This window comes from Micromonospora lupini, from assembly GCF_026342015.1.
GTDB classification, from domain to species: domain Bacteria; phylum Actinomycetota; class Actinomycetes; order Mycobacteriales; family Micromonosporaceae; genus Micromonospora; species Micromonospora lupini_B.
The window spans coordinates 1,742,051-1,768,928 of sequence record NZ_JAPENL010000001.1; the positions used below are offsets into that span (position 1 = coordinate 1,742,051).

General features: G+C 70.9%; 19 protein-coding genes. 9 read left to right on the forward strand and 10 right to left on the reverse strand.

From position 1 onward, the window contains the following. Positions 1-56: 56 nt before the first annotated feature. Positions 57-356, reverse strand: coding sequence for a hypothetical protein (locus tag OOJ91_RS07725; protein ID WP_266243898.1), 300 nt, complete (start codon positions 354-356; stop codon positions 57-59). 202 nt (positions 357-558) lie between these two features. Between OOJ91_RS07725 and OOJ91_RS07730 the strand changes: the two genes are divergently transcribed. The 4 genes from OOJ91_RS07730 to OOJ91_RS07745 all read left to right on the forward strand — a co-directional run bounded on the left by OOJ91_RS07730 (position 559) and on the right by OOJ91_RS07745 (position 7,394). Further along, positions 559-2,469 carry an HAD-IIIC family phosphatase gene (locus tag OOJ91_RS07730; protein ID WP_266243899.1) on the forward strand — a complete coding sequence of 637 codons (1,911 nt, stop codon included), beginning with the start codon at positions 559-561 and terminating at the stop codon, positions 2,467-2,469. Between the two features lie 399 nt (positions 2,470-2,868). After that, positions 2,869-3,702 carry an AfsR/SARP family transcriptional regulator gene (locus tag OOJ91_RS07735; RefSeq protein WP_266243900.1) on the forward strand — a complete coding sequence of 278 codons (834 nt, stop codon included), beginning with the start codon at positions 2,869-2,871 and terminating at the stop codon, positions 3,700-3,702. Beyond that, positions 3,699-4,469 (forward strand): thioesterase II family protein, encoded by a 771-nt coding sequence (locus tag OOJ91_RS07740; protein WP_266243901.1) that lies wholly within the window; start codon positions 3,699-3,701, stop codon positions 4,467-4,469. The genes OOJ91_RS07735 and OOJ91_RS07740 overlap by 4 nt, the downstream gene beginning before the upstream one ends. Before the next feature lie 102 nt (positions 4,470-4,571). Beyond that, positions 4,572-7,394, forward strand: coding sequence for a helix-turn-helix transcriptional regulator (locus OOJ91_RS07745; RefSeq protein WP_266243903.1), 2,823 nt, complete (start codon positions 4,572-4,574; stop codon positions 7,392-7,394). A gap of 53 nt (positions 7,395-7,447) precedes the next feature. Here OOJ91_RS07745 and OOJ91_RS07750 read toward each other — a convergent pair whose 3' ends face one another. The 3 genes from OOJ91_RS07750 to OOJ91_RS07760 all read right to left on the reverse strand — a co-directional run bounded on the left by OOJ91_RS07750 (position 7,448) and on the right by OOJ91_RS07760 (position 11,174). Beyond that, positions 7,448-8,329 (reverse strand): TIGR03619 family F420-dependent LLM class oxidoreductase, encoded by an 882-nt coding sequence (locus OOJ91_RS07750; RefSeq protein ID WP_266243905.1) that lies wholly within the window; start codon positions 8,327-8,329, stop codon positions 7,448-7,450. An 83-nt stretch (positions 8,330-8,412) separates the two neighbouring features. Further along, a complete protein-coding gene (locus tag OOJ91_RS07755) occupies positions 8,413-9,948 on the reverse strand; it encodes an FAD-dependent monooxygenase (protein WP_266243906.1) in 1,536 nt (511 codons plus the stop codon). Positions 9,949-9,953: 5 nt separating this feature from the next. Continuing rightward, a complete protein-coding gene (locus tag OOJ91_RS07760; protein WP_266243907.1) occupies positions 9,954-11,174 on the reverse strand; it encodes a cytochrome P450 in 1,221 nt (406 codons plus the stop codon). 150 nt (positions 11,175-11,324) lie between these two features. On the opposite strand from OOJ91_RS07760, the gene OOJ91_RS07765 reads away from it, so the two are divergent. After that, entirely contained in the window at positions 11,325-12,884 is a 1,560-nt protein-coding gene (locus OOJ91_RS07765) for an MFS transporter (protein ID WP_266243908.1), read from the forward strand. Positions 12,885-13,015: 131 nt separating this feature from the next. Continuing rightward, on the forward strand, positions 13,016-13,564 hold the full coding sequence (locus OOJ91_RS07770) for an acyl-CoA-like ligand-binding transcription factor (protein WP_266243909.1): 549 nt from the start codon (positions 13,016-13,018) through the stop codon (positions 13,562-13,564). Positions 13,565-13,585: 21 nt separating this feature from the next. Here the strand turns inward: OOJ91_RS07770 and meaB are convergent, their stop codons facing one another. From meaB to OOJ91_RS07785, 3 genes are read right to left on the reverse strand one after another with little or no spacing between them, the layout of a single operon-like run. Further along, entirely contained in the window at positions 13,586-14,590 is a 1,005-nt protein-coding gene (gene meaB, locus OOJ91_RS07775; RefSeq protein ID WP_266243910.1) for a methylmalonyl Co-A mutase-associated GTPase MeaB, read from the reverse strand. Then, the gene (scpA, locus tag OOJ91_RS07780; RefSeq protein WP_266243912.1) at positions 14,590-16,791 is read right to left on the reverse strand and encodes a methylmalonyl-CoA mutase; all 2,202 of its coding nucleotides are present in this window, start codon (positions 16,789-16,791) and stop codon (positions 14,590-14,592) included. Before scpA ends, meaB begins: the two co-directional genes overlap by 1 nt. After that, entirely contained in the window at positions 16,788-18,680 is a 1,893-nt protein-coding gene (locus OOJ91_RS07785) for a methylmalonyl-CoA mutase family protein (protein WP_266243914.1), read from the reverse strand. Before OOJ91_RS07785 ends, scpA begins: the two co-directional genes overlap by 4 nt. A 215-nt stretch (positions 18,681-18,895) precedes the next feature. Here OOJ91_RS07785 and OOJ91_RS07790 point away from each other — a divergent pair, with 215 nt between their 5' ends. After that, positions 18,896-19,741, forward strand: a complete 846-nt coding sequence (locus OOJ91_RS07790) for a metallophosphoesterase family protein (protein ID WP_266243915.1) — start codon at positions 18,896-18,898, stop codon at positions 19,739-19,741. A gap of 62 nt (positions 19,742-19,803) precedes the next feature. Here the strand turns inward: OOJ91_RS07790 and OOJ91_RS07795 are convergent, their stop codons facing one another. Next, a complete protein-coding gene (locus tag OOJ91_RS07795; protein ID WP_266243916.1) occupies positions 19,804-21,993 on the reverse strand; it encodes an MMPL family transporter in 2,190 nt (729 codons plus the stop codon). Positions 21,994-22,171: 178 nt separating this feature from the next. Here OOJ91_RS07795 and OOJ91_RS07800 point away from each other — a divergent pair, with 178 nt between their 5' ends. Next, positions 22,172-23,392 (forward strand): sensor histidine kinase, encoded by a 1,221-nt coding sequence (locus tag OOJ91_RS07800; RefSeq protein ID WP_266243918.1) that lies wholly within the window; start codon positions 22,172-22,174, stop codon positions 23,390-23,392. Between the two features lies 1 nt (position 23,393). Further along, entirely contained in the window at positions 23,394-24,077 is a 684-nt protein-coding gene (locus OOJ91_RS07805) for a response regulator (protein ID WP_266243920.1), read from the forward strand. Between the two features lie 52 nt (positions 24,078-24,129). Here the strand turns inward: OOJ91_RS07805 and OOJ91_RS07810 are convergent, their stop codons facing one another. Together OOJ91_RS07810 and OOJ91_RS07815 are read right to left on the reverse strand one after the other, a co-directional pair. Then, the gene (locus OOJ91_RS07810; protein ID WP_266243921.1) at positions 24,130-25,527 is read right to left on the reverse strand and encodes an acyl-CoA synthetase; all 1,398 of its coding nucleotides are present in this window, start codon (positions 25,525-25,527) and stop codon (positions 24,130-24,132) included. A gap of 73 nt (positions 25,528-25,600) precedes the next feature. Beyond that, complete coding sequence (locus tag OOJ91_RS07815) at positions 25,601-26,878, reverse strand: MFS transporter (RefSeq protein WP_266243922.1); 1,278 nt, start codon at positions 26,876-26,878, stop codon at positions 25,601-25,603.

Below are 26,878 nucleotides of genomic sequence, written 5' to 3' on the forward strand. Positions count from 1 at the left end.
GGGCCGGTAGCGCAAACGAGCATCCGCCGGGGCGCTAAAGCGCCGCTTGGCCGGAACTACCTCTTCTCGCCGGAGACCCGGAAGCTCCCCAGGAAGCCGGCCTTCACCGTCCCGGACATCAGGTCGTCGTCCACAGTGGTGCGAAAAGTCAGGGTGACCGGCATCTTGCTCAACTTCGCCTTCCACTGCAGGTCCGTGGCCTCGGCGCGGCCTTCGAAGATCTCGGTGCTCATTCCGCCGGCCTCGTTGACCATCGTGCCGGTCAGCACCCCGTCGACGTTCGACAGGTTGAGCATGGTCTCCTGTTTCCCCATCGGACTGTCAATGATCAATTGCCAGATTCCGTCGACGCTCATGCCGAACTCCATTTCTGCGGACCGGGGGATATTCGCCGCGCACCCAGACCGGGCGGGCGCCTTAACGGTAGGATCACCGGCGACGCCCAGCAATGGCCGTGGCGGGGAATAGGGGGTTGTCGGACCGCTCTAGGGGTTGTCAATGACGGCCACCCGGTTCTGGTCCTAGCCGTGCTTTAGCGCACCTTCCGACGATGGCCGCATGTCTGCAGACATCCGATCAGTGACGTCGTCCACCCCGCCCGCGCCGACCCTTCGTGAGCTGCTCCGCGCGGGCCGGGTTCCGCAGCGCTACCCGGACGTCGCCCCCCTCCTGCGCGCGATGGACGACCACGAGCGTGAGCGGGCCGGACGCCTGCTCGCCCGGGTCTCCCCCGATGCCGTGCTCGCCGCACACCCGAAGACGCCTGTGGTCGCCGCCACGATCACCGGGCCCGGGACGCTCGCGGCGCTGGAGCCGGCCCTCACGGCGGACCTCGCGGCACACGGCATCCTGCTACGGAGCCGGGTCTCCCCCTTCGACTCGTGGATCGCCGACCTGTCCGACCCGGTCGGGCGCGGCCTGACGGACAGCGACCTGGTTCTGTGCGTGCTGGATCCCACCGTGATCACCGCCGAACTGCCCCAGCCGTGGCGGGTGGACGACGCCGAACGCGTGCTGACCGAGAAGATCCGGCTGATCCGCGGTCTTGCCGAGCGGTTCAGCGGCGCGACCCTGGTGCTGAACACCCTTCCGCTGCCGGCGACGATGACGGGTCAGCTGATCGACCTGCGCTCCCGTGCCCGGCTGGGCGCGCTGTGGCGTACGGCGAACGCCGACCTGCTGGCGCTGTCCGAGCGAAATTCCGGCGTCGTGGTGCTCGACCTGGACCCGATCCTCGCCGACGGCGTCCCCGCGACCGACGCGCGGCTGAGCGTCTATGGCGGGGCACACCTGTCCGGCCCCCTGCTTGCCCGGTACGCCCGTGAGGTCGGCGCGCTGGCCCGGCTGATCGCCGGCCGCCAGCGCAAGTGCCTGGTGCTCGACCTGGACCAGACGCTCTGGGGCGGCGTCCTGGGCGACGACGGCGCCGAGGGCATCGAGGTCGACGGCGGTCACCGGGGGGCGGCGTTCACCGCCTTCCAGCGGGTCGTGCAGCAACTGGGATCACAGGGGGTGCTGCTGGCCACCGCCAGCAAGAACAATCTTGCCGCGGTTACCGCGGTGTTACGTGACCACCCGGGGATGACACTGCGCGAGTCGGACTTCGTCCGTGTGCACGCCGACTGGCAACCCAAGTCGGCGGCCATCAGCCAGTTGGCCGCCGACCTGAATCTGGGCCGCGACAGCCTGGTGTTCGTCGACGACAGTCCATTCGAATGCGGCCAGGTCGGTGCCGAGCTGCCCGAGGTCGCGGTGGTGCAGTTGGACGACGAACCGGCCCGCCACGTGGAGAAGCTGCTGCGCGGCGGCTGGTTCACCGTACGCGAGCTGACGAGCGAGGACCGTACGCGAACCGACAAGTACCGGCAGGAGATCCGGCGGGGTGAGTATCTGGGTTCTGCGGCCTCCTTTGCGGACTATCTGCGCGGGCTGGACCTGGTCGTGCGGCTCGCCCCGGTGGCCGAGCGCGATCTTCCTCGGTTGTCCCAGCTCACGCTCCGCACCAACCAGTTCAACCTGACGACCCGCCGGATGCAGGAACTCGACGTCCGACGCCTGATCGAGGAGCCGGGTGGCCTGGCCCTCGCGGTGCACTCGGCCGACCGGTTCGGCGAGAACGGCCTGGTCGGGGCGATCCTGTTGCGCCGGGCGGCCGACGCCTGGCACATCGTCAACTTCGTGCTCAGCTGCCGGGTCTTCAGTCGCGGCATCGAACAGGCGGCGCTGGCGGCGGTGCTCCGCGCGGCCAGAGCTTCGGAGACCGGCTGTGTGACGGCGGAGTTTCGGCGCAGTGCCAGGAACGGGATCGTGAGCGAGTTCTATCCACGCCACGGCTTTCGGCAACAGGAGCGGCACGACGGCGGTGACGTGGCTTTCTACCGCCACGACCTCGCCGAACTCCTGGAGCACCCCACCCACATCCGGCTCCTCGACGGGCTGGCCGGAAACGAAGACTTCACCAAGTCGTAGCGCACTGCCGTTCTTCGTCAACCTCGCGTCTGGTACGCGAACTAGCAGGTACGGCCCCTATGGCGTAGATCACAGTCGATGGATTTAGGGGGGTGTACCGGTTCTGTGTTGCTACCAACACGGAGAGAAATTTAGGGGGTTGGCCGGGCCGAAGCGACGTCCTATCTTTCATGTTAGTCACTAAAGCCGTCGCCGACGTCTTGACGGACCGGCCCGACACCGCGGACCACGTGACTACGGGAAGCCCAGCGGAGACGCCGCCGGGCGGGAGTCGCGGGAGGCTCAACGGGGAGCCCCTCGCCAACTGTTGCCACCACCCCGCACGCATCGACAGGACGCGCTGTGGACACGCTCGACAAAGACCGTGGAGGGCACAACATGCGAGGTCACGTCTCGGGGATGGCGCAACCCGCCGTGCCCATCACGAGAGCCACGGGGGCTGACTGGGTCCAGTTCGGAGTACTGGGGCCTCTTCGCATCACCGGCGCCACCGGCGACCTGCCGTTGAACGCGCGCAAGATCCGCACCCTGCTGGCCGTGCTGCTCGTACGTGCCGACCAGTCGGTCACGGTCGACCAGCTCACCGACGAGATCTGGGGCGCACGGGCGCCCCGCCGGGCAACCGCCAGCCTGCACGTCTACGTGTCGCAGCTACGCAAGCTGCTGCCCGGCGGCGAGCACGGCGGCCTCATCCAGACCAGTTCCTCCGGCTACCAGATCCACGTGGAGTACGGAGACGTGGATCTGCACGCGTTCCGCGACGGTGTCGAGCGCGGCCGGGCGCTCGCCCGCGACGGTCACCACGAACTGGCCTTCGACCTCTTCCGGGAGATGCTCGACCTGTGCCGGGGGCCGGTCCTCGCCGATCTGCAGGAGAGCCCGATGATTCGGGCCTTCACCACCTGGCTTGACGAACTGCGCCTCGAGTGCACCGAGCTGATGATCGACTGTGGTCTCGCCATCGGACGGCACCGTGACCTCATCAGCCTCCTGCAGTCCCTCACCGTGCAGTACCCGCTGCGGGAGGACTTCTACCGCCAGCTCATGCTCGCGCTGTGCGGCGCACACCGCCGATCGGAAGCCCTCGAAGTCTACCGCACCGCCCGCCGCACCCTGCACGACGAACTCGGTCTGGAACCGTGCGCCGCCCTCCGCGACCTGCACCAGGCGGCCCTGCGAGGCGACGAGCCACCTCCCCTCGCCCACCGGCATCCGCTCAGGGAGACAGCATGACCCGACTGCCGAACGCCGGCCCGCTGACCGACCCCTGGTTGCAGCGCTTCCGCCCCCGCGACGACGCGACACTCCGGCTCGTCTGTTTCCCACACGCGGGCGGCTCGGCGAGCTTCTACCATCCGCTGTCGGCGGCGCTGCCCGAGCAGGTGGAGGTCGTCGCCGTGCAGTATCCCGGTCGTCAGGAGCGGCGCCACGAACAGCCGCTCGACACCATCGCCGACCTGGCCGACGAAACGTTCCGGGCACTGCGCCGATTTGCCGACCGGCCGCTCGCGCTCTTCGGGCACAGCATGGGTGCCGTGATCGCCTTCGAGGTGGCGCGCCGGCTGGAGCAGCACCTGGACGTGAGTCCGGCGATGCTGTACGCCTCCGGACGTCGGGCGCCATCCCGGGTCCGGCACACCACAGTCCACCTGCGCAGCGACGACGGCATCATCACCGAGCTGCGTCGGCTCAGCGGCACCGACACCACGTTGCTGGCTGATCCCGAGGTCGTCCGCATGATCATGCCGGCCGTGCGCGGCGACTACACGGCGATCGAACGGTACCGCGCGCAGGGCGACGCTTCGGTGCGCTGCCCGATCACCGTTCTCACCGGCCGCGACGATCCACAGACCACCGCCGACGAGGCCGCCGCCTGGCGCGGGCACACGACCGCGGACACCACGGTCACGACATTCCCGGGCGGGCACTTCTTCATCATGTCGCATCAGGACGCCGTCCTCGCCGAGCTGCGTAGCAGCCTGACCAGGCTGATCTGCTAGCGATCACGGCGTCGGCGTCTGGCCCGACAGACCGGTACACAGCCGGCTGGACGGCAGTTCCGAAAATTTCATGCCTGAGCGGATCCGGGGAAGAGATCAGCGATGGAGTTGGTTGAGCGGGGCGACGAACTCGAAGGCTTACATCAGATTTTGGAGGACATCCAGCAGGACAGAGGTGGCGGCGCCGTACTGATCGGGCCGGTCGGCAGTGGCAAGACCGCCGTGCTCCACCGGTTCATCCGGACAGCGACCGAGGCGAATACACTACCGTTGTACGCGGTCAGCTCCCGTCGGGAACGCGCTCTGCCGCTCGGCGTCATCGAGCAACTGTTCACACAGGCCAAGGTGCCATTCACCGTGCGGGACAGGCTGCTCGGCGCGTTCGCCAGCGAGGCGGTCCCACCCGAGCGGGTGGGAGTCACGCCGGTGCAGCTCATGCATGACGTGTGCCAGACCGTCATCGACCTGGCCGAGAAGCAGCCGCTCGTGATCATGGTCGACGACGCCCACCACTGCGACCCGATCTCCCTGGACTGCCTGGCCTACCTGGCCCGCCGGAGTCAGAACGTTCCGGTGGTCATCGTGTTCACCACCGCGATCCAGCCCGAGCCCTTCGTCTTCGCCGGCCTGGCGGACGTGCTGGCCCTCCCCTACATCAAACGGATCGACATCGGCCTGTTGTCGGCGTCCGGCGTCGCACAGCTGCTGGGCCGGCGTCTCGGTGGTCGTGCGGCCGCGGGGCTTGCCGACCAGGCACTGTGGGTCACCGGCGGTCTGCCGGCCCTGGTGGAGGCGATCACCCTGGACCAGTCGGCCAACTTCCCCGAGGGGGAGCTACACGTCGGGCCGCACTTCCGCCAGGCTTTCCTGCAGTGCCTCTATCGGTGCGAGTACTCAATGCTTGAGTTGGCCCGCAGCATCGCGATCCTGGGCAGCACGGCCGCTCGCGATCTGGTGGCCGCGCTCATCGGCTCGGGAGCGGAGATGCTCTGCGCGCCGGCGGCCGCTCTGGAGCAGAACGGCCTGCTGCGCGACGGCCGTTTCCGCCACCCGGAGGCCGAGGCCGCCGTGCGCGACAGCATCGGGCACGAGGAGCGGAAGCACAAGTACGCCCAGGCGGCCGAGTTGCTGCACTACGGCGGCGCCCCGGCCACGACTGTGGCCCGGTTCCTCATGGCGGCCGAGGGGTCGCACGCGGTGTGGGCCACCACGGTGCTGCGCGAGGCAGCCGAACACGAACTGGCCCAGGGCGACCTGGCTCTCGGCGTGTCCTTCCTGAACCGCGCCCTTCAACTGGCGAGCGAGCCGCACGGCCGAGCCGGTACGCTCGCGCTTCTCGCGGAGGCGCAGTGGCGCGTCGACCCGACGGCAGCGAGTCGACATCTGAGCGAGTTGCTCGAGGCTGGCCGCCGGGGCTTCCTCACCGGACGCCAGGCCCTGCTGCCCGTCGACTGGATGCTGTGGTTCGGCCTGATCGACGAGGCCCTACAGGCCCTCGCTGAGCTCAACCGCAGCGCCGTGCGCCCGGACGAGGACATGCAAGCCCAACTCGGCGCCACCGCGCGGCGCATGTCGGCCTTCTATCCGGCCCTGGCCCCGGCGGTCGAGGCCATGGGTCTGCGTCAGCCCGACCCGCACGGCGCGACGGCGAACCTTGAACTCGAAGCCGGCCAGGCTTTCGGCAACGTGTTGACCACCGGCCGCGCCGAGGCGCTCGACCTCGCCGAGGAGGTCCTGGCCGCCGCGCCGCTGAACGGCCGCACCTGGAACGCCATCGGCGCCGCCATCTCGGCTCTCATCCTGGGTGACCGCTGCCGGACGGCCGACACCCGGTTGGCGTTCCTGATCGCGCAGTCCCGGCAGCAGGGCGCCGTGACCTGGACCGGCGTCCTCACCGCGTTGCGCGCCGAGGCGCAGTTGCGCTGTGGCGACCTGGCCGGCGCGGCGCGGCTGGCCGAGCAGGCGTTGCAGGACGTCACGGCGACCGGCTGGGGCGTGGCGGTGGCCGTGCCGCGCTCGGTACTCGTGCACACGGCGGTGGCGCTCGGCGACTACGAGACCGCGCTCCAGCAGATCAACCTCGGCGTTCCCGAGGCGACCCATCACGGCCCGTTCGGCATCGTCCATCTCATCGCCCGGGGCGTCTACCGGCGATCGGTCGGTCAGTTCGCCGCCGCGCTGAGCGACTTCCGTACCTGCGGTGAGCTGCTCGTCGCCTGGGGCATGGACTACCCCGCGTTGACGGCCTGGCGCGTCGAGGCGGCGCGGACGCACCTGTGCACCGGCGCACTCGCCGACGCCAGACGGCTGGCCAAGGAGCAGCTCGCCCTTCTCGGACCGGAGCACCTCCGTACACGCGGCATCTGTCTGCAGACGCTCGCCATGGCCAGCCCGCCGGACGCACGGCTGGAGCTGCTGCGCCAGTCCGCCGAGGCGCTCGAACAGGCCGGCGACCAGTGGGAGCTGGCGCGGACGCTCGTTCGGATGAGTGAGGCGTTCCGGGTGGCGGGCCACGGCGATCAGGCCGGCGCACACGCCCACCGGGCACGCCTGCTGGCGCAGGAGTGCGGTGCGCCGCCCGGGGCACTGACCGCCGGGCCCGCGGCGGCTTTCGAGCCGGCTCCCGCCGCCACGGCGGCAAGCGAGGACAGGGAACCCGCGGTGCTCCTCGACAACGACGACAGGGACGAGGAACGCACGGGTGAACGTCCCGAGGAGGTGCTGGCGCGGCTGGCCGACCTGAGCGAGGCCGAGCGACGCGTCTGGACCCTGGCGGCGAGCGGGCTGAAGAACCGGCAGATCGCCGACAGCCTGTACGTCACGCCCAGCACGGTGGAGCAGCATCTGACGCGGGTCTACCGCAAGCTGCGGGTGAGTCGGCGCAGCGATCTGACCTGGGTACTGAACGCGGCGCTGCGGACCTGACCGGGCAGGCGGTCCGGCGCGCCGCACGGGGCGCCGGACCCGGGCCGCGAGGGTCACATCCGTTCGATGACCTCGGCGGCGAACCGCTCCATCGTCGCCTGCTTGAGCGCCAGGCCGGTGAGGTTGCGCTCGCTGTCGTTGGGCATGGCCCACGGCGTGGCCTGGGTGGCGTCGACGCCCTTGTCCTCGAGGCGGCGGTACAGATCCACCGACGGATACGCGGCGACCGCCGCCATCACCGTGATGTCGGACAGTGTCCGGCCGCGCTCGGCCAGGTGACGCGACAGCCGGCCGAGAACCTCGTCGAGCTGCTCGGGCCGGTACGCGCGGGCGCCGATCCAGCCGTCACCCACCGCGGCGACGCGCCGCAGCGCGGCTTCACTCTCCCCGCCGATGTAGACGGGAATCGGTTCGGTCGGCACCGGCGCGATGTTCAGCGGCGGGAAGTCGTAGTGCTCGCCGCTGTGGGCGTACCCCGGTTTGCCCTCCCAGAGCGCCCGTAGCACGGGAATCATCTCGTCGAGACGGCGGCCACGATTCTCGAACGGCTGGCCGGTGAGCGCGAACTCGTCGCGGCACCAACCCGCCGCCACGCCGAACGAGACCCGGTTGTCCGAGATGAAGGCGGCCGTGGAGACCGCCTTGGCGACGGTGAACAGGTCGCGGGCGGGCGCGACGTAGACCTTCGTGGCGAAGCGCAGCCGACGGGTCACCGCTGCCATCGCCCCGATCATGACCCAGGCGTCGGGCCAGTGCGTCTCGGCCTTCCACGGCGCCACCCCGTCGTCCGTGTACGGATAGCGTGACCCGTACTCGGTGTAGGCGAGGTGATCCGACAGCGCCAGGGTGTGGTAGTTGAGGTCGTCGGCCATCCGGGCGACGGTCACGGACTCGGCGGCGTCGATGAACGTAGTGCCCAGCCAGAACTGCACCATTGTCTCCTTCGGTGGTGTCGCGATGCCTGCGAATGCGGGCCTGGGGAGGGCCCGGTGTCCTCGCGCGGGCGCGGCTCGCGCGGTCAACGCGGTTCGGCGCCGAACCAGGCGGTCAGCGCTGCCCCGAGCCCGTCGCCGTGCGGTGCCGCGTCGGCGGCCCAGGCGACGTACCCGTCCGGCCGGATCAGCAGGGCGGTGGCCGGTGGCTCGGGCTCCGCCGCACGAGCGGTCACGATCTCGACACGGCCCTTCCAGGGGGCCGCCTCGGTGGCCGCGGCACCGTCCTCGCCCAGGTCGAGCAGCAGCGGGGCACCGCTGTGCATCAGGTCGTGGACGGCCCGCCTTCCGGTTGCCGTGACCACCTCGAAGTCGGGGAACCAACCCCCGACGAGCGGGTGGCTGTCGGAGCTGCGGGGGAAGTCGTACCGGACGTCCATGCCGCCGAACAGGTTGACGAAGGTCAGCAGGGTGGCCGGGTCCTCCAGCAGTTCCAGGAAGACCTTGCGGAGCTGGGTGATGTGCGGCCCCGGCGCGAGCAGACCGGTCTGCGCCTGGGTGTGCATCAGCACGCGTTCGGCGACCGGCCGGCGCTCACCCTGGTAGGTGTCCAGCAGGCGGGGCGTGGACCAGCCGTGCAGGACGGCGGCCAGTTTCCAGCCGAGGTTCACCGCGTCCTGCAGGCCGAGGTTGAGCCCTGGCCCACCGGTGGACGAGTGGACGTGTGCGGCGTCTCCGACCAGCAGGATCCGACCCCGGCGGTAGTCGTCGGCCAACCGCGTGTTGTCGAGCACCCGGGTGACCCAGCGCGGCGAACTCAGGGGGATCCGGGTGCCGAGCACCCGTTCGATCGCCTGGCCCAGTTCCTCGAGCGTCGCCGGGCCGTCGGTGCCTTTCACGTCGGCGTCCCACTCGGTCACCGCCAGGCGGTGCACGCCGTCGCGGCGGACCTGCGCGAACATGCCCCGGTCGGTACGGGTGAGGCCGAGCCGGACCCGGCCGACGCCGGGCAGGTCCAGTTCCCCGGTCTCGGGGATCACCAGTTCGTCGGGCACGACGGCGTCGCCCAGGTACGTCAGGATGTGTTCGTCGGTGTGGCCCGGGAAGTCGATGTCGGCCCACTTGCGTACCCGGCTACGGCCGCCGTCGCAGCCCACCAGGTACCGCGTGGTGATCCGCTGCTCGCCGGCCGGGCCACGGACGTGCACGTGCACCGCGTCCTCGTCCTGGTCGACCGCGAGGACCTCGTGGCCCCGGCGCAGGTCCACGTCGAGTTCCTCGGCCCGGCCGTTGAGCAGGCGTTCGATCTTCCACTGCGGGATCGACATCCGCCGCAGCGGAATGGTGCCGAGCTTGCGCAGGTCGAGCACCATGCCGCTGAACTCGAAGATCGGCAGCCGTCCCGCCACTGACGCCTCGGCCGTGAAGCGGTCGAGCAACCCGCGGAATTCCAGTACGTCGATGATCCGCCCGTTGATTCCGCTGGCCTTCGGCGGCCCACCCGCCTCCGTCATCCTCTCCAGGACCACCGGGCGGATACCGGCCAGCCGCAGTTCGCAGGCGAGGAACAGCCCGCAGGGCCCGGCGCCCACGATGACGACGTCGGCATCGGCGGGCAGCACGGCGCCTACCACGTGACCGGCAGTTCGGTCACCGAGTAGAACAGGGCGTCCTGCGCGAACGTGAGTTCGTTGACGCCCACCGCGAGCCGCAACCCGGGCACACGGGCGACGAGCCTTTCGATCACCGCCTCGATCTCCAGTCGCGCGAGGTTCTGCCCGATGCACTGGTGGATGCCGTAGCCGAAGGCGAGGTGCCGGGCGGAGTCCGGGCGCAGCCGGAACGAGGCAGGGTCGTCGAAGACCGCCTCGTCGTGGTTCGCGGACGCGTTGAGCACGAGCACGCCCTCGCCGGCGGGGATTGTCGTTCCGGCCAGCTCGATGTCGGCCGTGGTGACCCGCGCCGTGGCCCGGTCGGCGACGCTGAGGAATCGCAGCAGTTCCTCGACCGCGGCCGGGATCAGCGTCCGGTCCGCCTTGATCTGGTCGAACTGTCCCGGATTGTCGAGCAGGACCGCGATACCGGTGGAGATCATCGCTGCGGTGGACTCGTGCCCGGCGGTACGCAGGGCCATGATCAGCCCGATCAGCACCTCGTAGTCGACCTCCGCACCCACCGCTTCCTTGTACTTGACGACGAGGCGACTGATCAGGTCGTCGGCGGGGCGCGCCTCGCGCTCGGCGATCAGGTCACCGACCAGTGACCGCACCGCGCCCCAGGAGGCGGCGCGGTCCTCGTTCGAGGTGCGGGTGCCGAGCAGACGGTCGAGGTGGACGTTGAAGGCGTCGTTCTGCTCCTCGGGGATGCCGAGCAGCTCACAGATCACCTGTCGCGTCACGGGCAGCGCCAGCGCCGTGACCAGGTCGACCGGCCGAGGGCCGGCCAGCACCTCGTCGATGCGGGTGTCGATGAAGCGTTCGATCGGCTCGCGAAGATGGCCCATCCGCCGGTAGGTGAACTCGTTCATCAGCATCCGTCGGTAGACGCTGTGTTCCGGGGGGTCCATCCAGGTGAGCATGCCTTTGGGTTGAATCGACCCTCGTGCGCCGCCGCGTCCGGTCACGTCCGGAAAGGCGACGTGGCCACGGAAGACCGACAGGTGCTCGTTCATCAGTAGTTCGCGCGCCAGGTCGTAGCGGGACACCGCCCAGACCGCGGAGCCGTCGGGCATCCGCACACGGGTGACGCCGCCCTCGCCCCGCATCTTCTGGTATTCGGGCGGCATTCCGAACGGGCACGTCCGGGGCATCGGAAAGCTCGCGCCGGGCTCGTCAGCAGGCTCGGACATGGTCGGACTCCTCGGGAGACGACTGTGGTCCGTTCATCGTGGGCAACCTGCCTAAAGCGCTGCTTAGGCCGTCGAGCGCCTGCTTGTTTCGGCCCCGTCGCTGGGTTAGCCTATAACATGTTAGTCGCTAACTCGAAGGGACCGCACACGATGAGCACGCGCGTTGATCGCCGCTGGTTGATGCTTATTGCCGTCTGCCTCGCCGTACTGGTGCTGAGTCTCGACTTCACGGTCCTGAACGTGGCCCTCCCCAGCATCTCGAGCTCCCTGGGCGCCGGCACCTCCGAACTCCAGTGGATCGTCGACGCCTACTCGCTGGCGATCGCCGGCGCGATGCTGCCCTCCGGTGCGATAGCCGACCGCATCGGCCGCAAGAAGGTCATGCTGGCGGGGCTCGGCCTCTTCTTCGTCGCCTCGTTCGCCGCCGCGCTGTCGGAGACGGCGGGCCAGTTGATCGCGGCCCGCGCCGTGATGGGTGTCGGATCCGCGATCATCCTGCCGCTGACCCCGGCGCTCGTCATCACGACCTTCTCCGGCCGTGAGCGCACCCGGGCCATGGCCGTGTTCACGGCAGCGGTCGGCGCCGGGATGCCATTCGGGCCGATCGTCGGCGGTGCCCTGCTCGAACGCTACTCGTGGAGTTCGGTCTTCTGGATCAACGTTCCGATCCTCGCGATCGCGTTCGTGGCCGGCCTGCTGCTGATCGACGAGTCGCGCAGCGAGACGCAGCGCCCACTGGACGTCGTGGGCAGCGTCCTGGCCGTCCTCTCGACCGTCGCCCTGGTCTACGGCGTCATCCGCGGCCCCGAGTCGGGCTGGTCGGACGGCCTGACCATCGCCCTGCTGGTCGGCGCGGTGATCGCGATCGCGCTGTTCGTGGCCTGGGAACGGCGCGTCGCCCACCCGCTGATGGACCTCCGGCTGTTCCGCAAGCCGCAGTTCACCTGGAACACCGTCGCCATCATGATCGTCGCCTTCGCGCTCGCCGGTGTGATCTTCGTGGTCCCGCTCTACCTGCAGGCGGTGCGGGGCTTCGACTCGCTCGGCACCGGCCTGCGGATCATCCCGATGATGGCCGGCCTCCTGGTGTCCGGCGCCCTGGCCACAAGCCTGGACCGCAGGTTCGGCGGGAAGGTCATCGTGATCACCGGCCTGGTGGTGATGGGTGCCGGGCTGCTCCTGCTCACCCGGGTCGACGACACCAGCGGGTACGAGTGGCTGGCGATCGGCCTGGCCGGCTGCGGGTTCGGCGTCGGCGCCGTGATGGCCACCTCGCTGGAGGCGGCGGTCGGCTCGGTCGGTGACGACGCCGCGGGCAGCGGCTCGGCGGTGGTCAACACGCTGCGCCAGGTCGGTAGCGCCGTGGCGGTGGCCGCCATGGGCAGCGTGCTGTCGGGCGTCTACCAGAAGGATCTCGATCCGGCGCTCGGCGGTCTCCCGTCCGCCGCGGCCGATGCGGCGAAGGAGTCGGTGTTCGGCGCGGCCGCCGTCGCGGAGAAGCTCGGACCGCCCGGTTCCGCGCTGTTGCGCGCCGCCCAACTGGCGTACGTCGACGGAATGTCGATGGTCATGTGGTGCTGCTTCGGCCTCGCCGTGGTCGGTGCCGCGCTCTGCCTGGCCTTCCTGCCGAAACGCGAATCGTTCGCATCGTTGACGCCGCACGAGGACGACGAATCCCCGGTGAGCACCACCGCGCAGAGCAAAGGCTAGGCTGCCACAGTATCCAGATGAATCCGCAGAATGAGCACCCTGTGAGCAGTACCGATGTCTCCCGCGCCGCAGGATCCGACTGGCGCCGTGAGAAAAGAGAGCGCACTCGCCGGCAGCTTCAGAAGAATGCCATGCGGCTGTTTCTGGAGAAGGGTTTCGACGCCACCACGGTCGAGGAGATCGCCGCCGCCACCGGCGTCTCACACATGACGTTCTTCCGCTACTTCCCCACGAAGGAGGACGCGGCACTCGAGGACGACTACGACCCGATGATCGCCGACCTGATCGCCAAGCGTCCGGCCGACGAGCCCGCCATCGACAAGATTCGGCACGCTCTCACCCACGGGCTCAACCAGCTGTACGACAGCGAACGCGACGTGCTGCTGTCCCGGATGCAACTGGTCTACCAGACGCCCGCGCTGCGGGCCGGCACCGGGCAGCGGCGCGACGCCGACCAGCAACTGCTCATCGAGGCGCTGGCACCGTCCGCCACGGGATCCCGAGGCAAGCTGCACCTGCGGGTTCTGGTCGCGGCAGCGCTGGCGGCCACCACTGAGGCCATCCGATACTGGGCGGAGAGCAACGGCGCGGACGACCTGCGCCACCTCATCAACGAGGCGTTCGACGCGCTGCGCGCGGAGTTGACGCAGGACGCACCGGCCGACGGGCCCTCCGACTGAGCGACGTCCGTCCCGCGCCGGTCAGCCGGTGCGGTGACCCTGACCGTCGTAGCAGGCGAGCAGGCGATCGGCCGCCTGCGCCGGAGTGAGCGAACCGTCCCGGACCGCCTGTTCGAGGCCGCCTGCGACGGCACGCACCCGCGGGTGCGCACGCCAGCGGCTCAGCACGGTGTCCTGGGCCATCGCCCACATCCACCCGACCTGCTGCCTGCGGCGCCGCTCCGCGAGATCCGTACCGGACTCCAGCGCCTCACGGTGGGCGCGCAGACGCGACCAGACCTCCCCGACGCCGGTCCCGTCCAGGGCACTGCAGGTGATCACCGGTGTCGTCCAGAGTGGCCCACCGCCGCCGCCAAGCATCCGCAGGGCCCCCGCCAGTTCGCGAGCGGCCCGCCGCGCCTCGGCGGCGTGCGGGCCGTCGGCCTTGTTGATCGCGATGACGTCGGCCATCTCGAGGATGCCCCTCTTGATTCCCTGCAGTTGGTCGCCCGTGCGGGCCAGGGCCAGCAGCAGGAACGTGTCGACCATGTCGCCGACAGCGGTCTCGCTCTGCCCCACGCCGACCGTCTCGACCACGACGATGTCGTAACCGGCGGCCTCCACCACCACTATCGCTTCCCGGGTCGCCTTCGCCACCCCGCCGAGGGTGCCGGCCGAGGGCGACGGCCGAACGTAGGCGCCGGGGTGGGACAGCAGACGCGTCATGCGCGTCCGGTCGCCGAGGATGCTGCCCCCGCCGCGGGAGGACGACGGGTCCACCGCGAGAACTGCGACCCGGTGGCCCGCCACCACCAGGTCACTGCCCAGCCTGTCGATGAACGTGGACTTGCCGGCGCCCGGCACCCCTGTGACACCGATCCGGTGCGATCGACCGGTGTACGGCGTCAGCGCCGCCAGGAGTCGCTGCGCCGCGCGCCTGTGGTCGGCCCGGGTGGACTCGACGAGCGTGACCGCGCGGGCCACCCAGACCGGCGAGCCGGCCCGTACCCCGGCCACCATCGCCTCGACGTCGACGGCCGCCGTCACTACGCCGGCACCGGATGGCCACGCCGGCCGGCGAGACCCGCGAGCAGGTCGAGAGCCGCGTCGGCCAGGACGGTGCCCGGCGCGAAGATGGCGGCCGCGCCGGCGGCACGAAGCTCCTCGTAGTCCTGCGGCGGAATGACGCCCCCCACGATGATCATGAGGTCTTCGCGGCCGTGCGCGGCGAGTTCGTCACGCAGTGCGGGGATGAGGGCTAAGTGGCCGGCGGCGAGGGAGCTGACGCCGACGATGTGCACGTCTGCTTCGACGGCCTGCCGGGCCACCTCGGCCGGCGTGGCGAACAGCGGCCCCACGTCGACGTCGAAGCCCAGGTCCGCGAACCCGGTGGCGACCACCTTCTGGCCCCGGTCGTGGCCGTCCTGGCCCATCTTGGCCACCAGGATCCGGGGCCGGCGCCCCTCGGCCTCGGCGAACGCCTCCACGGCTGCCCGGACGCGTTCGATGCTCCCTCCGCGGCCGGCCTCCTCCCGGTAGACACCGGAGATCGTGCGGACGCGTGCGACGTGTCGGCCGTACACCTGCTCCAGGGCGTCGGAGATCTCACCGACCGTGGCGTGGGCCCGGGCCGCCGCGACGGACAGGGCGAGCAGATTCTGCTCCAGGCCCGGCCCTCGGTCGCCCACGCGCTGCGCCTCGGCAGCGCGCGTCAGGGCGTGCAGCGCGGCGCGGCACGCGGCGTCGTCGCGCTCCGCGCGCAACCGGCGCAGCTTCGCCATCTGGTTCGACCGCACCGCGGCGTTGTCCACCTTGAGCACGTCCACGGGCCGATCGGTGTCAGTGCGGTACTTGTTCACGCCGATGACCGGCTGCCGCCCGGAGTCGATGCGCGCCTGGGTACGGGCCGCCGCCTCCTCCACCCGCAACTTCGGGATGCCCTCGTCGATCGCCCGGGCCATGCCGCCCACGGCCTCGACCTCGGTGATGTGGTCCCGGGCGCGGGCGGCCAGATCACGGGTGAGCCGCTCGACATAGGCGCTGCCGCCCCACGGATCGATGGCGCGGGTGGTGCCGGACTCCTGTTGGAGAAGCAACTGGGTGTTGCGCGCGATGCGGGCGGAGAAGTCGGTGGGCAGCGCCAGCGCCTCGTCGAGTGCGTTCGTGTGCAGCGACTGGGTGTGCCCCTGCGTGGCGGCCATCGCCTCGACGCAGGTCCGCATGACGTTGTTGAACACGTCCTGCGCGGTCAGGGACCATCCGGAGGTCTGGCTGTGCGCGCGCAGACTGAGCGAGCGGGGATCCTTCGGCCCGAACTCACGTACCAGCTCGGCCCAGAGCAACCGGCCGGCACGTAGTTTCGCCACCTCCATGAAGAAGTTCATGCCGATGCCCCAGAAGAACGAGAGGCGGGGCGCGAACGTGTCGATGTCCAGACCGACGTCACGGCCCGCGCGCAGATACTCCACGCCGTCGGCGAGGGTGTACGCGAGTTCCAGGTCGGCGGTCGCCCCGGCCTCCTGGATGTGGTAGCCGGAGATGGAGATGGAGTTGAAGCGCGGCATCCGCCGGGACGTGTACGCGAAGATGTCCGAGATGATCCGCATGGAGGGCGCGGGCGGGTAGATGTAGGTGTTGCGCACCATGAATTCTTTGAGGATGTCGTTCTGGATGGTGCCGGACAGCTGCTCCGGCGCGACGCCCTGCCGCTCGGCGGCGACGATGTAGAACGCCAGCACCGGCAGCACCGCGCCGTTCATGGTCATCGACACGCTCATCCGGTCCAGCGGGATGCCCTCGAACAGCTCGCACATGTCGTACACCGAGTCGATGGCCACACCTGCCATCCCGACGTCACCGGTGACCCTCGGGTGGTCGGAGTCGTATCCCCGGTGGGTGGGCAGGTCGAAGGCCACCGACAGACCCTTCTGCCCGGCCGCGAGGTTGCGGCGGTAGAAGGCGTTGGACTCCTGCGCCGTGGAGAATCCCGCGTACTGCCGGATGGTCCACGGCTGGTTGACGTACATGGTCGGGTAGGGGCCGCGCACGAAGGGGGCGATACCGGGGTAGCCGCCGTCCGCTTCGGCAGCGGTGAGCACCGGGGGAACGACGATGCCCTCGGGCGTACGCCAGCTGAGGTCCTCGATGCTCGTACCGGTCTCGGCCACGACTGCCGCACGCCAGGCGTCGTCGGCGTCCGGGCGCGGCGGCGGCGAGGTCAGCTGCGCCGTCGAGAAGTCCGGAATCACTGCGCAACCCCCAGGTCGTCAAGCGTGGTGGTGAGCGCCGCGACCGCGTCGCAGCCCTGATGGACGTAGCCGTCGACGCCGGGTTGGTGGTCACGGCCGGCGAGCCACACGCGTCGCGCCCCCGCGCGCCGCAGCGCCTCGGCCACCGGTCCGGCGTGTTCGGCGTACGCCTTGTCGGTGCCGCACACGCAGGCGACAGGCGATCCGCTGGCGACGAAGGCGTCGGCCAGCGCAGCCGGGTCCACGCCGGCGCCGGTGCTGACGGCGACGCCGCCGGCAGCGAACAGGTTGGTGGCGAAGCTCAACCGCGGCCCGTGGGCGGCCGGTGCGCCGAGAGCGGCCAGAAAGACTGTCGGCGGGCTACCGGTGGCCGCCCGGTGCGCGTCGCTGCGATCCCGCAGGCGCTCGAACGCCTCCGCGAAGCGGCGCACCGGCAGGCCACCACGCGCGGACGCGGGGGCGGGCCGACGCGGTACGAACGGCTCGGCGGGAGCCGGAAACTCGCTCACCCCGGTGATGGGATCGTGGCGGCACGCGATGTTGGCCGCCCGGAACTGCCAGGTCTGGTCGATCCGCTCGGCGACGAGGCCGCTGTCCAGAGCGGCCGCTAGGCCCCCGTTCGTCTCGATGGCGGTGAACCAGTCCCAGGCGGCCTGCGCCAGGTCCTCGGTGTACCGCTCGACGTACCAGGAGCCACCCGCCGGGTCAAGCACGCGCGCGAGGTGGGCCTCGTCGAGGAGCAGCGCCTGGGTGTTGCGCGCCATGCGACGGGAGAAGGCGTCGGGCTGGCCGAGACTGTGGTCGAAGGGGAGGATCGTCAGCGCGTCGGCTCCGCCGATTCCCGCGGCGAAGGCCGCGACGGTGGTGCGCAGCAGATTCATCCACGGGTCCCGGGCGGTCATCATGGCCGCCGATGTCACGGCGTGCTGACGTTGCCCGCCGCGGTGGGCCGCGCCGCACATGTCGGCGACCCTGGCCCAGATCCGCCGTGCGGCACGCAGTTTCGCGATCGTGCCGAACTGGTCCGCCGTAGCCGCGTAGCGGAACTCCAACTGCCCGAGCGCCGCCGTGACGGACAGGCCCGCGTCGGTGAGCGCCCGCAGGTAGGCGACCCCGGCGGCGGCCGCGCAGCCCAACTCCTGCGCGGCGGAGCCGCCGGCCTCGTGGTAGACGGTCGCGTCCACCGTGATCGCCCGAAGGCCCGGCGCCTCCGCCGCACACCTGGTTGCCACAGCCGCGGCGTCGCGCAGGGCTCCCGCCAGCGCGTCGGCCGCGCCGGTACGGGCGCGCAGGCCCAGGGGGTCGGCGCCGAGATTGCCGTCCGGCCGGACCGGGCCGCCGGCCTGCCTGGCGAGCAGGTCCAGCCAGGCGTCGGCGGCGGCGACGACGTGCTCCCCCGGGTCGAGGACCACGCCGGCCCAGTCCAACCGGACGCCGTCGAGGGCCTCCGGCAGGGCGTCGATCGGCAGGGCGGGAGCGCCGACAGCGAGCCAGATCGACCCGGCGCCGTTCTCCAGATCGTCGAGGATGGCAGTCCGCGCTGCCACCGGGTCGTTGACGACGTGGCGCTGCCGCACGTCCCACCCGGCGACCAGGCCACCCGACGCGCGGGCGCCCCGGACGTACGGTGGCTGGCCGGGCAGGCCGGTCGGCGGGGGCGCCGGATCGCCCGGTGTGTGCAGGGCGGCGACCCGCAGGCCGTCGTAGGTGGTCGCGGCCAGCAGCTCGTCGACCTGCTCGATGCGTGTGCTCTCCGTGGCGTCCCCCGACCTGCGGAGCGCGGCGAGAGCCAGGCGACGCCACTGGCCCTCGGTGGCGGCCGGGAACCCGGTTCCGGGTTCGGGATCGTCGGTCGACGCTGTCGTGCCCTCGTAGCGCGGATTCGCCATCTCGCCCCTCGTGTCGGCCGTCCCCGCCCACGATGCACAGCACTGGGTACGCCTGCCTACCCCAGTCTTTGCGACTGCCGGATGGTGCCGCCGGGTGCCCACGAATAGGGGGTCCACCAGCCGGGAACCAGGTGCTGGCCGCTGCTTCGTGGGCTACGAGGATCTCGTGGCGCAGGGGGTCGAGGGGCGGCATCGACACTGGCAAGATTGACCCCATGGGGGCATCCCTTCTGGCGGTCAGTGACCTGCACGTGTCGTTCGAGGACAATCGGCCCGTCGTCGATCGCCTCCGGCCGGGCTCCGACGACGACTGGCTCATCGTCGCCGGCGACGTCGGGGAGATCTTCCACGACGTCGAACAGACCCTCCGGACCCTGCGCGACCGGTTCTCCACAGTGATCTGGGTTCCCGGCAACCACGAGCTGTGGACCCATCCGTCGGATCCGGTGCAGTTGCGGGGCGAGGCCCGCTACGAGGCCCTGGTCCGGATGTGCCGGGACAACGACATCGTCACTCCGGAGGATCCGTACCGGCTGTGGGACGGCCCGGGCGGCCCGCTGCTCGTCGTGCCGCTGTTCCTGCTCTACGACTACTCGTTCCGTGCGCCTGGCACCACCACCAGGGAGGAGTCCCTGCGCAAGGCCCACGAAACCGGCGTGGTGTGCACCGACGAGATGCTGCTCCACCCGGACCCGTACCCGAGCCGGGAAGCCTGGTGCTGGGCGCGGGTCGCCGCCACCGAACGCCGACTCGCCGCGATCGACCCGGACGTGCCCACCGTGCTGGTGAGTCACTGGCCGCTGGTACGCCAGCCGACCGACGTGCTGTGGTACCCGGAGTTCGCCCAGTGGTGCGGCACCGACCTCTCCGCGGACTGGCACACGCGGTTCGGCGCCTCCGTCGCGGTCTACGGCCACCTGCACATTCCCCGTACGACGACGTACGACGGGGTCCGGTTCGAGGAGGTCTCGCTCGGCTATCCCCGGGAGTGGCGGCGGCGCGGCGGTGAGCCTCGGCCGATGCGCCGGATAGCCGGCGGTGACGCGGGGCAGCCCGCCTGACCGGCGGTGCTGGGGAGACCGTGCTGCGGACGGGCGGGGGGTCCGTCCGCAGCACGGCGTCTTCACCCGGCGGCGGTCGCCGGTTGCCACTCCCCCGGGTCCTCCTCGGCGTCGGCGAGCCGCTTGGTGAGCCGCTCTCCCTCGACGTCGACGTTGGGCAGGACCCTGTCGAGCCAGCTCGGCAGCCACCAGGCCGAACGACCGAGCAACGACAGCGTGGCGGGAACGATGGTCATCCGAACGAGGAAGGCGTCAACCGCGACACCGAAGGCCAGGCCGTAGCCAAGCATCTTGATCACAGCATCCTCGGCCAGGATGAACCCGGCGAAGACACTCATCATGATCAACGCCGCAGCGGTGACCACCCGGGCCCCCTGGCGCATACTTGTGACGACCGCGTCGTTCGGGGCGGTGCCGTGCACGTACTCCTCGCGGGTGCGGGTGACAAGGAAGACTTCGTAGTCCATGGCCAGCCCGAAGAGGATTCCGATGAGGAAGATCGGGATGACGCTGACGATCGGGCCGCTGGACGGCAGGCCGATCAGGTCGGCGAGGTGACCCTGCTGGAAGACGAAGACCAGCGCGCCGAAGGCCGCGGCCACGCTGAGCAGGAATCCGATGGTGGCCTTGATCGGCACCAGAATGCTGCGGAAGATCAGCATCAGCAGGACGAACGCGAGCCCGACGACGATCGCCAGATAGGGCACCAGGGCCCCGGTGAGCCGGTCCGAGACGTCGATGTCGACGGCGGTGGCCCCGGTGACCGACACCGTCGCGTCGGCCACCGTGCGTTCGCGGATCTCGTGGACCAGGTCCTTGGTGCCCTCGCTGGCGGGCGCGCTGGCGGGGATGACGGTCAGCAGAGCGGTGTCACCCGCCCGGTTGAGCGCGGCGTCGGTGACCATGACGACGTCGTCGAGTGCCCCGATCGTCGTGCGTACCCGCTCGGCGGCGGCCCCAGCAGCGCCCGGGCCCGCCTCGACGACCACCAGGAGCGGGCCGTTGAAGCCCGCGCCGAACCCCTCGGCGAGCTGGTCGTACGCCTTGCGCTGGGTGGACTCCCGGGCCGCGGTGCCGTCGTCGGGCAGGGCCAGCCGCAGATCCAGTGTGGGCAGCGCGACCAGGGCGATCAGCCCGAGCGGAATCAGCAGCGCCAGCACCCGGTGCCGCAACACGCCGCGCGCCCACCGCTCACCGAAGGGCCGCTTGTCGCTCCTGCCCACCTGCGGCTCGGGACCGCGCTGCCGCTTCGGGAGGATCCTGCGGTTGGCGAAGCCGAGAATCGCGGGCACGAAGCTGAGCGTGATCAGCACCGCGACGGCAACGGTTCCGGCCGCCGCGACGCCGACCGCGGTGAGGAACGGGATGCCGGTGACCGACAGCGCGACGAGGGCGATGATCACGGTGAGGCCGGCGAAGACGACCGCGGAGCCCGCGGTGCTTGTCGCCCGCGCGGCGGCCTCCTCCCCGGCACGCCCCGCCGCCAGCTCCTGGCGGTAGCGGGAGACCACGAACAGCGCGTAGTCGATTCCGACCGCGAGGCCGAGCATGGTGGCCAGCGCGGGGGTCGAGGAGGAGAGGTCGAAGAAACCGGTGGCGATCTGGATGCCGAGCATGCCCGCGCCCACCCCGACCACCGCGGTGAGCAGCGGCAGCCCCGCGGCGACCAGGGAACCGAACGTGATCAGCAGGACGAGCGCGGCGATGATGATGCCGAGCGCCTCGGCCGCATGGCCCTGCGCGGGGGTCTTGGTGACGTCGCCGGAGAACTCCACCCCGATGCCGGCGGCCTTCGCGGCGGCACCGGCGGAGAGCAGCTTCTCGCGGTCGGCGACGCTGATGTCGGTAACGGGGACGGAGTAGTCGACTGTGGCGTACGCGGTTCGTTGATCAGGCGAGACCGTACCCGCCACGAACGGGTCGGTCACGCCGGTAACCTGCGGCACACCGGTCAGCGCCGCGACCGTCTGCCCGATCGCGGCCTTCTGGGCGGCGCCGGTCAACGTCGCGTCGCCCGGGACGGTGAACACCACCCGCGCCGAGGCCACGTCCGTCGCGCGGCCGAACTTGTCGGCGATGACCCCCAGCGCCTGCGACGACTCGGTCCCCGGAATGGAGAAGGCGTCGGTGGTCGGCTCGGACAGTCGACTCGCACCGAGGCCCAGCAGCGCCAGCGCGATGACCCACGCCGCGAGCGTGAGCCGTCGGCGCCGGAACGAGAACCGGCCCAGCCGGTACAGCAGCGTCGCCACGTCAGTCCTCCGTCGATCGTCACCCGAATCACCAGACCCGTCCAACCATCGAGGGAAGAGGTACGAATGTCGTCCGACCAGCGCAGGCGTCCGCGTACCGCGGACGCAGTACACGGCTAGAAGCGCGATACCGCTGATGCGGGACGATGCGGGCGGCAGGGCCGCCTACCGTCGGGACATGCACGACGTGACCGCGGGATGGGGTCCGGCCTGGCTACGCTGGCACCTCCGGGCCTGGCTGGGCGACGTGGTGCTCGCCACCGCGCTGTTCGTGCTCGTGCTGAAGCTCGACGAGCGACCCGTGAACGGTTGGGCGATCGCGCTGGCGGCGCTCGCCGCCGTCGCCGCGCCGGTACGGCGGTGGTATCCACAGGGAGCCCTCGTCGCGGTCACCGCCCTCGCGGCATGCGCCATCCTGACCGGGTTGCCGGCGTCGGGTCTGGTCATCACCCTGGGTGTGCTGACGTACTCGGCGGCGCTCTACAGCCCCAGCCGGCGCCCCTGGTTCTACGCCACGCTTGTGTGGGGAACGCTCATCGTCGCCGGGTCCGTGGCCCACTTCTCGCAGTGGTGGTCGGCCGGACAGTTCGGGCTCTTCGCCTGGCTGTTCGGAGGCGCGGGGGCCGGCGACTCGACCAGGATGCGCCGGGCCTACATCGCCGAGGTGACCAAGCGTGCCCGGCAGGCTGAGATGAGCCGTGAGGAGGAGGCGCGCCGACGCGTGATGGACGAGCGACTGCGGATCGCACGCGAGCTGCACGACGTCGTGGCCCACCACATCGCGGTGATCAGCGTGCACGTCGGTGCCGCCGACCATGTCCTGCGCAACGACCCGGACAGGGTGTGGCCCGTGCTCGGGCACATCCGCCTGGCCGCCGACACGGTGCTGGAGGAGATCAAGTCAGTGATCAGCGTGTTGCGCGACCCGTACGAGCTGGCCAGCACCGAACCCGCCCCGGGCCTGGACCGCGTCGACGACCTGCTCGACGGCCTGCGCGCCATCGGCTTCCGGGTCGACCACCACCTGCGCGGCACGGCTCGGCCGCTGCCCGCCGTGGTGGATCTGGCCGCGTACCGGATCCTGCAGGAAGCCCTGACCAACGCCCACCGGTACGGCGACGGGACGGCCGAATTGACCACCGAGTTCACCGCGGACGCGGTCACCATCGAGGTCACCAACCGGATCGCCGCGCCCGGCCCGCACCATCCCGGATCCGGGTTCGGCCTGCTGGGCATGCGCGAGCGGGCCGCGGCCGCGCACGGCGCCCTCACCGCCGCGCCCGTCGAGGGCGGCCGGTTCCGGGTGCGCGCCGTGCTGCCGGCCGACGAACACACAATCAGCCTGAGCGCAGCGGTCGAGAGCCGCCGGGCCTCCGTCGCCGAACGGCCTGGGGTGTGACATGACGATCCGCATCCTGCTCGCCGACGATCAGGCGTTGATTCGGGCGGGCTTCAAGATGATCATCGACGCCGAGCCGGGCTTCGAGGTGGCCGGGGAGGCCGCCGACGGCCGGGAGGCCATCGACCTGATGCGCACGACCTGGGTGGACGTCGTCCTGATGGACATCCGGATGCCGCACATGGACGGTATCGAGGCCACCCGACGGATCTGCGCCAACGCGCATCTCGCCCGGACCCGCGTCCTGATCCTCACCACCTTCGACGACGACGACAACGTCGTCCTCGGACTCCAGGCCGGGGCCAGCGGCTTCCTCGGCAAGAACGTCGCACCGGCCGACCTGGTCAACGCCGTCCGGGTGATCGCCGCCGGCGACGCGCTGCTCTCCCCCCGCGCGACCCGCGGCCTGCTCAGCCGCTTCATCCACCGCATCCGGCCGACCACCAGGCCGCGCCTGCCCGCGCTGGACCTGGTCACCGAGCGGGAGATGGAGATCCTCATCCTGGTCGCGCACGGGCTCTCCAACGACGACATCGCCCGGCGGCTGCGGGTCTCGCCGCTCACGGTCAAGACCCACGTCAACCGTACGATGATGAAGGTGAATGCCCGGGACCGGGCACAACTGGTCGTCATCGCCTACCAGAACGGCCTGGTCGAGGCCGGGGACACTCTGCCCGACCCGTGAGCCCGGTGGGCACCGCTCGACGCCGCGCCCCGCGCCACCGGCCTCCCGACGGTCAGCCGGCGAGCAGGTGCTTCTGCACCTTGCCCATCGCGTTTCGGGGCAGCGTGTCGAGGAACCTGATCTGTCGAGGCCGTTTGTGGACCGACAGCGTCCGCGCCACGAAGTCGACGAGCTCGGCCGCGGTGACCTGGTCCGCGACGACGAAGGCTGTCACCTCCTGGCCGAGGTCGTCGTCAGGCGTACCGACGACCGCGGCCTCACGAACGCCCGGGTGGGCCAGCAGCGCGTCCTCGACCTCGCCCGCGCCGATCCGGTACCCACCGCTCTTGATCAGGTCGGTGGATCGGCGACCGACCAGTCGGTGCAGGCCGTCGGGTGACACGCTCGCGATGTCGCCGGTGCGGAACCACCCGTCCCCGTCGAGCAGTCGGGCGGTGACGTCGGGTTTGCCCAGGTAGCCGTCGAACAGCATCGGCCCTCGAACCCACAGCTCCCCGATGGCCGTACCGTCGGCGGGCACCTGGTGCCCGTCGTCGTCGACGACCCGCGTCTCCGCCCCCGGCACCGGCGTGCCGACCATCCCGGGCCGACGGGACGGGTCGTCGGCCCGGTTGCTCAGCGTGATCAGCGTCTCGGTCATGCCGTAGCGCTCGACCGGCCGGTGACCGGTGAGTTGGCGCATCCGCTCGAACGACGGCGCGGGCAGTGCCGCACTGCCGGAGACCAGCAGCCGCGCCGAGCCGAGGCGAGCGGCGGCGGTGGGCTGGGCGCAGATCCGCGACCAGACGGTCGGCACACCGAAGTAGAGGGTGCCGCCCGCCCCGGCGTACGCCTCCGGGGTCGGCCGTCCGGTGTGGTGCAGCCGGCAGCCCACCCGCAGTGCGCCGAGCACGCCGAGCACGAGACCGTGGACGTGGAACAGGGGCAGACCGTGCACCAGGAGGTCGTCGGGGGTCCAGGCCCAGGCGTCGGCGAGCGCGTCGATGCCGGCCTCGACGGCGCGGTGCGACAGGACGGCACCCTTGGGCGCCCCCGTGGTGCCGCTCGTGTACATGATCAGAGCGGTGCGTTCGGGGGCCGGATCCGGATAGCGGGTGTCCGAGGTACGCCCCAGGTCGACCCGACTGACAGCTACCTGCGCCGGCTCGTCTCCGGTGCCGCCGACCAGCAGCGTCGCCCCGGAATCGCGCAGGATGTGCGCCCTCTCCCGAGGGCCGGAGTCGGGCGGCACGGGAACGACGGCGGCCCCGCTGAGCAGCGCGCCGACCACCCCCACCACGGTCTCGGCGGTGGCGGTGGCGTGCACGGCGACGACCGGTACGCCGTGCAGGTCGTCCGCCACCGCGGCGGCGCATCCCCGCAGACGCTCGGCGGACATCGTCACCGGACCGAGCCGGATCAGGTCGCCGACGGTCGAGTTGGCGCTGGAGAGACCGGCGAGCAGGCGCATGGGCCGAGGCTACGCCGGATGTGACGCGTACACGACTGTGCGTGCCCGACCGGATCGCCCTGGACGGCCGCGGCTACGGAGCAGACTCGGCAGTCTCCCGACGCTCGCCCCCGCTGACCAGGACCGTCGTGCCCGACCGGGGAGCGACGCCGCGCAGGCCCACGTAGGCGACCACACCGGAGGCCAGGTACAACACGGCCTGCACGTGGAGGACGAGCACGACACTGAGCGCATCGCCGAGCAGGCCGGCCGCCGCCATGCCCAGGCCCTGTGCCGCGTTGTAGATCGCGTAGTAGACGCCGAAGGCCCGGCCGAGATCGGTGTCCGGCACGCTCCGCTGGATCTGCGCGAAGGCCCCGCTGCTGTAGGCGACGCCCGGCACGCCGACCAGGATGAACAGCAGGACGTACCACCCGGGTTGACGGGTGACCGCCGGTCCGTTCCAGATGATCAGGCTGATCAGGCCGAACGTGGTGGCGCCGAGGCTCATCAGCAGCCGGGAACTGAGCCGCGCCCCCAGCATGCCGACGATGAGCCCGCCGGCCACACCGCCGATCGCCTGTACGCCACGGAGCACGCCGGTGAGCGTGCCGTCGGCCTGCAGCGCGCGGCTGACGAAGACCACGAAGAGCACCACGAACAGGCCCTGCGCGATACCGCCCAGCGCCACACTCAGAATCGTCACCCGTACGGTGCGGTTGCCCAGCATGGTCGCGAGGCCGGACCGCCAGTCGGCGAGGAACGACGACGTACGCCCCGGCGGTTTCGACCGGGCGGCGTCGCGACGCGCGGCCCGGCGGCCGGCGACGATCAGGGCTGCCGCGGTCGTGAAGGCCACCACGCCGCCGACGGCGAGGTAACCGGTGCCGGCGCGGGTGATCGCGAACCCTCCGAGCGAGCTTCCGATGAGCCGCCCCACACTGATGTTGAGCGCCACCATGCTGTTGGCGCTCACCAGGTGCGCGGGCTCGACGAGGCTGGGCAGCGCCGCGTTGCGGGCGGAGTCGAACGCCTGGGTCAGCACGGCCTGGGCGCCGGCGACCAGGCAGATGATCCACAGATGGTGGCCGGGTTCGGCGAGCAGGGGAAGCACCACTGCCGCCTGCGCCACGGCGACGCAGCTCATGAGCCGGAACCTGTCGAGGCGGTCGGCCAGGGCCCCGGCGAACGACCCCAGCGTGATGCCGCACAGCAGCTCGACCAGGAAGACGGCGGAGGTGGTGAACGCCGAGCCGGTCACACCGAACACATAGATCGGCAGCCCGGTGAGCAGCAGCCAGCTCGCCACGCTCGAGCAGAGCCCCGCGGCCCAGATCAGGACGAATCCGCGGGAACGCAGCAGCGGCGCCAT